This is a genomic window from Nakamurella lactea DSM 19367, from assembly GCF_000426645.1.
Lineage (GTDB): Bacteria > Actinomycetota > Actinomycetes > Mycobacteriales > Nakamurellaceae > Nakamurella > Nakamurella lactea.
On the sequence record NZ_KE384551.1, the window covers coordinates 104,983 to 114,083 of the forward strand.

Here is a 9,101-nt window from a genome sequence, read left to right on the forward strand (position 1 = left end):
TCGAACCTATCGCGCGGCTGGTGGCGGCTCCACGGCCGGATCGGCGGGATCATCCGGAACCGCGGGGATGACGGGTGGCCGCTGCTCCTGCTCCCGGCGCACCTGGGCGGCGATCTTGTCGCCCCACAGCAGGCCGAGGGCGGCCGCGCCGGCCAGCGCGACCGACCCGAGCAGCAGGAAGATCCGCCACTGCGCCAGATGAATCTGAATCGGGCGACCGGCGTTGAACCCCGCCGGCCAGATCAACAGGACCAGCAGCACCACGAACACCGACACCGCGGGTGCGGCGGCGGCCGCCAGCGAGCCGGTCAGCCGATACGCCACCCTGGGCAGCAACCAGGTGAGACCGGCGAGCAGCAACGCCGACACCGGCAGCGGGAACGACCCGACGTACAGCGGCAGGAAGAAGAACGCCAACAGCGCCGCGTAGCCGCCGACCAGGCAGCTGCCGGCCACCAGCAGCCGGTCAACGGCGCCCGGTCGGCGCGGTTCCCGCAGCGGCGGCGCCGAATCCGGACCCGAACCCGTCGCCGACCGCGCCCCTGGGCGGCTCACCGCGTCCGTCACCGCATCAGCCGCCGGATCGGTCACCGGGCTGCTGCCGGTCAACCGCGATGACGCGGCTCGTCACCCTCGTCCGGGGCATCCCACTCATCGACGGTGTCGAAGTAGGACGGATCGGTGGTGGTCCTGGACTGCGCGTCGGCGGCGCCGTAGCCGGACACCGACTCCGAGGCATCGGTGCCGGCGGTGCCCAGGAACGAGTCGACCTCGACCCGTCCGTCGCTGGCTCTGGTCCCCGCCGCCTCGTCGTACACCGGCGCGTCCACCCCGGCCGCGGCACCGAACACCGAGTCGTCTCCCGCCTCGACGCCGACCCCGGCGGCGATCAGTGCGTCGCGCTTCTCCCGCCGGATCTTCTGCTCGTCGGGGTCGGGCACCGGCACCGCGGCCAGCAGCCGCTGGGTGTAAGGATCCCTCGGCGCGTTCAGGATCTGCTCCCGGGTGCCAACCTCGACCAGGTGCCCGTGGTGCAGCACCGCGATCCGCGACGACAGCATCTCCACCACCGCCAGGTCGTGGGAGATGAACAGGCAGGCGAACCCCTGTTCGGCCTGCAGGTCCTGGAACAACTCCAGCACCTTCGCCTGCACCGACACGTCCAGCGCCGAGGTCGGCTCATCGGCGATCAGCAGCTTCGGCTGCAGGGCCAACGCCCTGGCGATGCCGACCCGCTGCCGCTGCCCGCCGGAGAGTTCGTGCGGGTAGCGGTTCCGCATCGTCCTGGACAGGTGCACCTGGTCCAGCAGCACCTCGACCCGGTCGGACAGACCTTTGCCCTTGGCGATCTTGTGCAACAACAGCGGCTCGCCGATCGATTCGCCGACAGGCATCCGCGGGTTGAGCGAGGAACCCGGGTCCTGGAAGACGAACGACACGTTCCGGCGCAGGTCGCGCAGGGCGTTCTTGCGGACGCCCACCATGTCGGTGCCGACCACGTTCGCGGAGCCCTCGACGAACGGCAGCAGACCGACCATCGCCCGGCCGACCGTGGTCTTGCCGGAGCCGGACTCGCCGACCAGGCCGACCACCTCGCCGCGGCCGATGTCCAGGGTGAAATCGTCGACTGCCCGGAAGGCCGGCGTGCTGCCGCGCTTCGGGTACTCGACGGCTACCCCCTTGAGGCTGACGACGGCCTCACCGACGGCCGCGTCGGTCTCCGCCATCGTCCGGTGGTGCTTCTCCAGCCTGGGTTCTGCGGTCGCCGAACCTGCGGTCGCCGAATCCGGCTCCGTCGCCCCGACGGCCGGCAGATCCAGCGTCCCACCGAGGTGCGGAACGGCCTCCAGCAGCTGCACCGTGTACGGATGTTTGGGGGTCTTGAAGATCTCGTTCGCCGTGCCGCTCTCGACGACCACGCCGTCCTTCATCACCATGATCCGGTCGGCCATGTCGGCGACAACGCCCATGTCGTGGGTGATCAGGATGATCCCGGCGTCGACCCGGTCCTTCAGGTTCCGCATCAGCCGCAGGATCTCGGCCTGCACCGTCACGTCCAGCGCGGTGGTCGGTTCGTCGGCGACCAGCAACTGCGGGTCGAGGGCGAGCGCCTGGGCGATCATCACCCGCTGGCGCTGGCCGCCGGACAGCTGGTGCGGGTACGAGTCGATCCGGCGCTCGGGATCGGGGATCTCGACCATCTTCAGCAGTTCGAGCACCCGCACCCTGGCCGCTGCCGGCGACACCGCCTGGTGGCTGCGGAGCATCTCGGCGATCTGGAAGCCGACGGTATAGACCGGGTTGAGCGCCGTCATCGGCTCCTGGAAGATCATCGCGATCTCCCGGCCGCGGATCCGCCGCAGCCCGCGCTCGGAGGCGCCGACCAGTTCCCGATCGCCGAGCTTCACCGACCCGCGGACGTGCGCGTTCTTCGGCAGCAGGCCGAGCAGCGCCATCGCGGTGGTCGACTTGCCGGATCCGGATTCGCCGACGATGGAGAGCACTTCGCCGGAGTAGAGATCGAAGTTGTTGCCGACCACAGCCGGGTACCAGGTGCCGTCCACCCAGAAGTCGATGTCCAGGTCCCGGGCGGAGAGCACCGGGGTGCCCCGCTGCACCGCGGGGGTGGCGCCGGTGGTGTCGATGGTGGTCACAGCTGGGGTCCCTCCGTGAGGATCTGGTAGCGCCGGATGCGGGCGCCGCGGGGCGCGGATGCGACGATGGCGACGTGCAAAATGGCGGCGGGCAAGATGGCAGAGTGCAGGAATACGTGTATCGACCGAGCTTCAGCCGGATTCTGGCCGTCATCACCGTGGCGATCTGCGTCGTCGGACTGGTCGTGGTGCTGATCCAGGACGGCATCGGCGACGCCCTGTCGGTGCTGCCATGGCTGCTGCTGGTGGGCGGCGGGGCCTGGGCGGTCTTCTGGTACCCAGCGGTCCAGGTCGACGATGGCGGCGTCCGGCTGATCAACGTCACCAGGACCGTCGATCTGCCCTGGCCGTCGATCTCCCGGATCGACACCAAGTGGGCGCTGGCACTGGTCACCAGTTACGGCACGTACACCGCCTGGGCGGCGCCGGCGCCGAGCCGGATGAGCGCACGCCGGCTCAGCAAGCAGGAACGCGGGGCGCTGCCCGAGTCCTCCTTCGTCGGCAAGGACACCATCCGCCCGGGTGACGCACCGGGCTCGCCGTCCGGCGACGTCGCGTTGGTGGTCCGCCGCCACTGGGACGAACTGCGCGACGCCGGGTACCTGGACAACCCGACGCTGGAGACCGACCGGCCGCGCGTCCGCTGGCATGTGATCCAGCTGGTCGCCGCAGTGCTGCTGCTCGGACTCGGCCTGCTGGCCGCGACCGTCTGACCCGCTGCGGTGGATCTGCGTCATCACGCCGCCTCCCCGTTCGTCCTCCCCCACTTCGCTGCGCTCGCGGGAGGTGCCCCCACGCGGGTTGGCGTCGCTCAGTGCCCATGGTTCGTCCCCGCGATCCGTCGCTCCGCTCCGTTCCGCGCGGGTCCACGCAAGCTCGCTCACGCCGTTGCCGCGTCCGACGTCGTCGCCGCCTCCGGAGCCCCACGACGCAGGTCCTTGGCCTTCGGGATCCGCTTCTGCCGGGGGTCGAAGGCGTCCCGCAGTCCGTCACCGATGAAGTTGATGGCCAGCACGATGACGATGATCATCACGCCCGGCCAGATGAACAGCCACGGCTGGAAGCTCATCTTGCCGGCGTAGAGGCTGATCAGCGAGCCGAGCGAGATGTCCGGGTACTGGATGCCGAAGCCCAGGAAGCTCAGCGCGGCCTCGGACAGGATGCCGCCGCCCATCAGCAGGGTCACGTTGACCACGATCACGCCGACGGTGTTCGGCAGGATGTGCTTGAAGATGATCCGGGCGTCCGACGCCCCGGCCACCTTCGCCGCGTCGACGAACTCGCGTTCCCGCAGGGTGAGGAACTCACCGCGGACGAGTCGGGCAAGTCCGGTCCAGGACAGCAGCCCGAGGGAGATCGCCACCACGAACACGCCGCTGGCGTTGAAGACGAACCCGAGGACGGCGGTGATCAGGATGGCCGGCAGGGTGATGACCAGGTCGGTGAACCGCATCAGCACCGAGTCGACCCAGCCGCGGTAGAAGCCGGCCAGCGCACCGATCACCACGCCGATGACGGTGGCCAGGATCCCGAGGATGACGATCACGATCAGCGTCTGCTGGGTGCCGCGCATCACGTTCGCGAACAGGTCACGGCCCTGTTCGTTGTCCGAGCCGAACGGGTGATCGCCCCAGGCGAAACCGTTGGAGAACGGCCAGATCTTCAGCGTCGGGCTCTGGTCATCGACGAACGGGATGGTCTCCGAGTACGTCCACTTCCACCAGTGCGGGATCGGTCCCCAGCCGATCGAGGTGGCGGCCAGGATGACGATGAGGATCAGCACGACGACCGAGATCATCGCGCCCTTGTGCCGGCGGAACCGGCGACGGACGATCTGCCCCTGGGACAGACCGGCGACTTCCTTCTGCTCGAACGACGTCTCGTCGACGACCGGGCCACCCGGCTCGCGGTGGTCGTGGGGCACAGTGCTCATGATTCGTTCACCAGTTCGCTCATGATCCCACCCTGATTCGCGGATCGAGTGCTGCGTAAGAGATATCGGCGAGCATGTTGCACAACACCGCCAATATCGCGTTGACGAGGAAGAAGGCCATCACCGGATTCGGGTCGGTGTTCTGCAGCCCGTTCTGGAACAACGTGCCCATCGCGGTCCAGCCGTACACCCGCTCGGTGACGACCGCGCCGCCCAACAGGCCGGAGATGTCGAACGCGATGATCGTGGTGATCGGGATCAACGCGTTGCGGAACGCGTGCCGCATGATCACCGTGCGCTCGGTGAGGCCCTTGGACCGGGCTGTCCGGATGTAGTCCTGGTTGAGCACCTCCAGCATGCTGGCCCTGGCGTAACGGGAGTGCCCGGCCACCGAGATCAACATCAGCGTGATGGTCGGCAGCAACAGGTGGGTCAACGTGTCCAGCGACTGGATCCAGAAGTCGCCGACCAGGTTCGGGGTCGACGGGCTCGCCGTGGCCAGCGGCCGGCCGCCGATCTCCGGGTTGTTGGAGTACGTGTACCAGGCCCGCATCAACCGGTCGATGAAGATGATGATGGAAATCCCGAGGGCGGTCAGCGCGCCGGTCCTGGCGTTCAGCGCCTTGTCGTCACCGCCCCACAGGTACCCGACGGCGATGCCGACCACGATGGCGATCACCAGCAGCAGCAGCAGCTTCCACAGGTTCATCCCGGAGTGGAAGAAGGACAGCAGCGGGTAGTAGAGCGCGACGCCGACCGCTGCCGTGCTCAACGCCGAGTACAGCGCCTTCTTGTTGGCCAGGCCTGCCGTCAAGGTGGTGACGCCGGCCGCGATGGCGGCGGACAGGATCGCGATGACGATGATCCCGAGTTTCGGGTCGAGCAGCCAGCCGGTGGAGGAGATGTACCAGGACAGCAGGGCCACCACCGCGGCGACGATCGCCGCGATGGTCAGCTTCCGCAGGAACGGGGCCGACTGCACCGAATAGGCGAGCAGGCCGAAGAACAACGCCAGGATCACTATCCACGCGGTGGTGAACACCGCACCGGCCTGCAGGAAGTTGTTGAACTTGATCGCCACCAGGTCCTTGAGCACGATGCCCACCCAGAACACCGGCAGCGAGAAGAACAGGAAGGTCAGGAACGTCACGGCGTAGTCGAAGCCCGAGTACTGCTTGAGCGCGGTGACGATGCCGACGGTCAGCCCGATGATGATCGCCAGCGCGATGGCCGAGAAGATCAGCTTGAGCGAGGTACCCATGTAGGTGCCCAGGTCTGACGTCACATCGCCCTGCTGGATGTTCTTACCGAAGTCGCAGGCCCCGACGAAACAGCCGCCGATGCCGCGGAGCCACAGGAAGTAGCGGGCGACCGGGTTGACGTCCAGATGCAGCGACGTGGTCAGGCTCTTGATCATGTTCTCGCGCATTGCCGGGTCCTGCAGCTGACGCGCATTGGTCAGCGGGTCTCCGGCGTTGGCGACCAGGATGTAGGCGATGAATGTGGCGCCCAGCACGATGAAGAACCCGGCAATGATCCGCCGGATGATGAAGGTGAGCAATGTGCCGTGCTCCTCGGTCGAGATGCCTGTGGGGGTTTGGCTGCCGAGCACGCTACTGCACCGACGGCCGGTTTCCTATCCGTCCGAAGTGGTGTCAACGACCCCGGACTCGCCACGGTGCCGGGCTCGGCCGAGCCCGGCACCGTGGCGTTACTGCTGGTCCCGGGTGGTAGCGGAGGTTCCGTCAGGAACCATCCGCCACCGCCCGAAAGCCGGATTTGCCTGGATCAGGCGCCAGCGGTCCACTCCCAGTAGTTCCACATGTAGCCCGGGACCAGGGTGAGGCCCTTGACGTTCTGGATCTTCTTGGAGTTGAACGAGATGATCTCCGGGAACTGGAAGATCGGCACCCCGAAGCCATCCTTGTAGAGCTGGGTCTCCACCTTGGTGTTCAGCTCGTTCTGCTTGTCGACGTCGGGCTCGGCGTTCATCTGCTTGAGCCAGCCGTCAACCTCCTTGTTCGAGTAGCCGTAGAAGTTGTTCTGGCCACCCGTGATGAAGTTCGGCGGAATCTGCGAGACACCGACCGCGCTCGACTGCCAGCCGAACAGCGCCGCGTCGTAGACCTTGGTGTTGCTCAGCAGCGAGCCCCAGTCCTTGTTCGCACCGTCGATCACCTGGAAGCCGGCCTGCTGGGCGGATTCCTGGATCAGCTTGAACTCGTTCGCCCGCCGGACGTTGCCCTGCGCGTACATCAGCCGCACCTTCGGCGAGGTGACGCCGGCCTTGGCCAGCAGCGCCTTCGCACCCGCGATGTCGACCTTCTGCCAGTCCTTGCTGCCGTTCGCCGCGACGGTCGCGTCGTACGCCGGCGAACCGGGAACCACGTTGAACGAGTCACGCAGGGCGGCGTTCGGGTTCAGCGGCTTGATCAGCCGATCGACGATGTCCTGCCGCGGGATGGTCTTCAGGAAGGCCAGCCGCACATCCAGCGCCTTCTGCGCGTCGCCGCCGTAGGCCTTGGGATCGAACGGCCCACCGTTGTTCTGCGCCAGGTCGACGTGCTCGTAGGTGGCACCGTCGCCGGTGAGCACCTTGACACCCTGACCCTCGAGAGCCTTCGCCGCGTTCAGCACATCGGAGGTCGCCTGCGGGTTGGCCACGTCGACCTCGCCGTTCTGCAGCGCCTGCATGTTCGCCATCGCCTCGGGGTAGAAGCGCAGCGTGATGGTGTCGACCGACGGGATCGGACCCCAGGTGTAGTCCGGGTTCTTGGTGAAGGTCATGTACTGATCCTTCTTGTAGTCCTTCAGCACGTAGGCGCCGTTGGACACGTAGATCGAAGGATCGCTGGGCAGCTCGGTCGCATCGAAGCCGGTGTTGTAGAAGTCGGCGATCTTCTTGACGTTCGCCACCACCGTCTTGTCGACCGCGGACGCGTCATTGACGGTGTTGCCGTCCTTGTCCTTGGTCTCCTTGACGCCCTCGTGGAAGGTCTTCAGCGCGGCGACCATGTCAGCGGTGGCCTTGGTCGGATCGGTCTCGCCGAGCGCCTTCTCCGCCACCACGTGCGCCGGCACGCCGACGTTCAGCTGGAACGGGTAGTCGACGAAGAACTCGGAGTACTTGATCGTCAGCGACTGGTTGTCGTCGGAGATCTCCGGGAATTCGGTGACCAGCTTCATCGCTTCGCTGGCGGCGTCGAACGAGACACCGGCCTGCTTCACCGGGTTGCCGTTCTCGTCGGTCTTGAGTTCCTCGGTGTTGAACTGGCCGCTCGGCGCCGCCCACTGCAGCAGCAGGTCGGCTGCGGTCACCGGGACACCGTCAGACCACTTGACGTCCTTGTTGATCGTGTACTTGATCGTCAGCGGATCGTCGGAAACCTTCGCGCAGGTACCGAACTGGTCGTTGTTCACCAGCTCGAGCTTGTCGTTGTAGTAGAAGAACCCGCCCTGGTTCATCAGGTACAGCGGGTCGGCGTTCGCCACCGCGTTGCCGTGACCGGTCAATGCGTTGAACGAATACAGCGGCTGGTTCCAGGAAATCTTCACCGAGCCGCCGGTCTTCGCCGGCTTGTCGTACGGACCGTGCGGCGTACCGCAGACGGCGCCGGCCGGAGCAGCGGTGCCGGTCTCGGTTGCGGTGGCCGAGCCGGCCGTTTCCGAGCCGGATGCCGCTGTTTCGGATGCACTCGCCGAGCCGGTATCACTCGGGGCTGCCGCACCGGAGCTGGTGGCAGCCGGTGCGGACGTGTTCGTGTCGCCGGCCTGGTCGGTGTTGCCGCAAGCGGCCACCACCAACGCAGTCGCGGCGACGAGAGCAGTGAAGGCCACTGCCCGGGTTCTCCTCATGGATGAGTCCTCCTTGGATTGCCGTACGCCCTCGCCGGGATAGCCCCCATCGGCCTCCGGACTGATGAAAGCGCACGCGTTCCCTCGTCGTGTCTGACGGCCAGACTCTACGAACTGTCCCGCCATTTGGAACCCCCCCCACGCTAGATCGTGACCAAAGGGTGACCGCGCAGGGACTGATGCGCAGAATTCAATCGGACATTCGTCCCGTTGACCGGGAGATGATGACGCTGCGTGGAGCTCTTCCACGATCGTGGAGGCCCATCGCACCGACGCCACCGCCGGTTGCACGACGGTGGCGTCGGTCGAAGGAGCCCTGATCAGCCGGACGGATCAGCTGGCCGTGGTCCACTCCCAGTAGTTCCAGAAGTACGCCGGCGAGAGCGGGATGCCCTTGACGTTCTGGATCTTCTTGGAGTTGAAGGAGACGATCTCCGGGAACTGGAACAGCGGCACCCCGAAGCCATCCTTGAACAGCTGGGTCTCCACCTGGATGTTCAGCTCATCCTGCTTCTTGATGTCCGGCTCCGCGTTCAGCTTCTTCAGCACCGCGTCGACATCGGGGTTCGAGTAGCCGTAGAAGTTGTTCTGGCCACCCGTGATGAAGTTCGGTGCGATCTGCGAGGCACCGACCGCCGTCGACTGCCAGCCGAACAGCG

General features: G+C 66.6%; 6 protein-coding genes and 1 pseudogene. 1 reads left to right on the top strand and 6 read right to left on the bottom strand.

Features of this window, described 5'->3' with window-relative positions; all coding sequences use genetic code 11:
* Positions 1-6: 6 nt before the first annotated feature.
* Both K340_RS34860 and K340_RS33420 read right to left on the bottom strand, forming a co-directional pair.
* Positions 7-591, bottom strand: coding sequence for a hypothetical protein (locus K340_RS34860; protein WP_051267672.1), 585 nt, complete (start codon positions 589-591; stop codon positions 7-9).
* Positions 592-605: 14 nt separating this feature from the next.
* Positions 606-2,654: an ABC transporter ATP-binding protein gene (locus K340_RS33420; protein WP_245599730.1), complete on the bottom strand. Its 2,049-nt coding sequence runs from the start codon at positions 2,652-2,654 to the stop codon at positions 606-608.
* A 104-nt stretch (positions 2,655-2,758) separates the two neighbouring features.
* Between K340_RS33420 and K340_RS0125715 the strand changes: the two genes are divergently transcribed.
* Positions 2,759-3,367, top strand: coding sequence for a PH domain-containing protein (locus K340_RS0125715; RefSeq protein WP_029138801.1), 609 nt, complete (start codon positions 2,759-2,761; stop codon positions 3,365-3,367).
* Between the two features lie 167 nt (positions 3,368-3,534).
* Here K340_RS0125715 and K340_RS33425 read toward each other — a convergent pair whose 3' ends face one another.
* The 4 genes and pseudogenes from K340_RS33425 to K340_RS33435 form a co-directional block, all read right to left on the bottom strand.
* A complete protein-coding gene (locus K340_RS33425; protein ID WP_051267673.1) occupies positions 3,535-4,587 on the bottom strand; it encodes an ABC transporter permease in 1,053 nt (350 codons plus the stop codon).
* Between the two features lie 19 nt (positions 4,588-4,606).
* Entirely contained in the window at positions 4,607-6,199 is a 1,593-nt protein-coding gene (locus K340_RS0125725) for an ABC transporter permease (RefSeq protein WP_211229640.1), read from the bottom strand.
* A gap of 176 nt (positions 6,200-6,375) precedes the next feature.
* Entirely contained in the window at positions 6,376-8,442 is a 2,067-nt protein-coding gene (locus tag K340_RS33430; protein WP_161632191.1) for an ABC transporter family substrate-binding protein, read from the bottom strand.
* Positions 8,443-8,775: 333 nt separating this feature from the next.
* A pseudogene (locus K340_RS33435) lies at positions 8,776-9,101 on the bottom strand (ABC transporter family substrate-binding protein); the annotation flags it as partial.

Excerpts from the sequence above, each read along its gene's own strand:
- K340_RS33430 (WP_161632191.1), bottom strand. The coding sequence starts at position 8,442 with ATGAGGAGAACCCGGGCAGTGGCCTTCACTGCTCTCGTCGCCGCGACT.
- K340_RS33425 (WP_051267673.1), bottom strand. The coding sequence starts at position 4,587 with ATGAGCACTGTGCCCCACGACCACCGCGAGCCGGGTGGCCCGGTCGTC.